The following is a 1,145-nucleotide window of genomic DNA, read 5'->3' on the forward strand; positions in this document are numbered from 1 at the left end:
AAGCCCTCGATGCCGTATTTCGAGCCCTCGCGGCCAAGCCCCGACTGCTTGACGCCGCCGAACGGCGCCATCTCGTTCGCCAAGGCCGGCGTGTTGACCCCGACCATGCCGCTCTCGAGCGCCTCGGCCACGCGCCAGACCCGCGCCATGTCGCGGGCATAGAAATACGCCGCCAGCCCGAACTCCGACGCGTTCGCCATCGCGATCACCTCGGCCTCGTCCGCAAAGCTGATGATCGGCGCCAGCGGCGCGAAGGTCTCCTCCTGCGTCACCGTCATCGCCTGCGTCACCCCGCTCATCACGGTGGGCTCGAAGAACGTGCCGCCAAGGCCCGAGCGCTGGCCGCCGGTGAGCAGCCTTCCGCCCTTGGCGAGCACGTCCTGGACATGCTCCTCCATCTTCGCCACCGCGCGCGCGTCGATCAAAGGCCCCATCGCCACGCCGGCCTCGGTGCCGCGCCCGAGCTTGAGCGCCTTCGCCTTCTCGGTGAGCTTGGCGGCAAAGGCCTCGGCCACGCCCGCCTGGACATAGATCCGGTTGGCGCAGACGCAGGTCTGGCCGGCATTGCGGAACTTCGAGGCCATGGCGCCCTCGACCGCCGCCTCGAGATCGGCGTCGTCGAAGACGATGAACGGCGCATTGCCGCCAAGCTCGAGCGACAGCCGCTTGATGCCGTCCGCCGCCTCCCTCATCAGCCAGCGCCCGACCTGCGTCGAGCCGGTAAACGTGATCTTGGCCACTTTGGGGTTGTGGCAGAACTCGTGGCCGATCGCCTTGGCGTCATCGGTGGTGATCACCGAGAACGCCCCCTTCGGCACCCCGGCGCGCTCGGCCAGCACGGCCAGCGCCAAGGCCGAGAGCGGCGTCTGGGCGGCGGGTTTCAGCACCATGGTGCAGCCGGCGGCGAGCGCCGGGCCGACCTTGCGGGTGATCATGCCGTTGGGAAAGTTCCACGGCGTGATCGCGGCGCAGACCCCGACCGGCTGCTTCAGCACCAGGATGCGCTGGTTCGGGGCAGCCCCCGGGATGACGTCGCCGTCGATGCGCTTGGCCTCCTCGGCGAACCACTCGATATAGGCCGCGTTCGAGAGCACCTCGGCCTTGGCTTCCGAGAGCGGCTTGCCCTGCTCGGTGGTCAGGATCAG

Annotated in this window: 1 protein-coding gene; it reads right to left on the reverse strand. The window is 69.1% G+C overall.

Going from position 1 to position 1,145, the window contains the following annotated elements; all coding sequences use genetic code 11:
• On the reverse strand, nt 1-1,145 hold a 1,145-nt coding region (locus JKL46_RS34840), incomplete at both ends, for an NAD-dependent succinate-semialdehyde dehydrogenase (protein WP_201843025.1).

Source organism: Microvirga zambiensis WSM3693, assembly GCF_016735695.1.
Classification (GTDB): Bacteria; Pseudomonadota; Alphaproteobacteria; order Rhizobiales; family Beijerinckiaceae; genus Microvirga; species Microvirga zambiensis.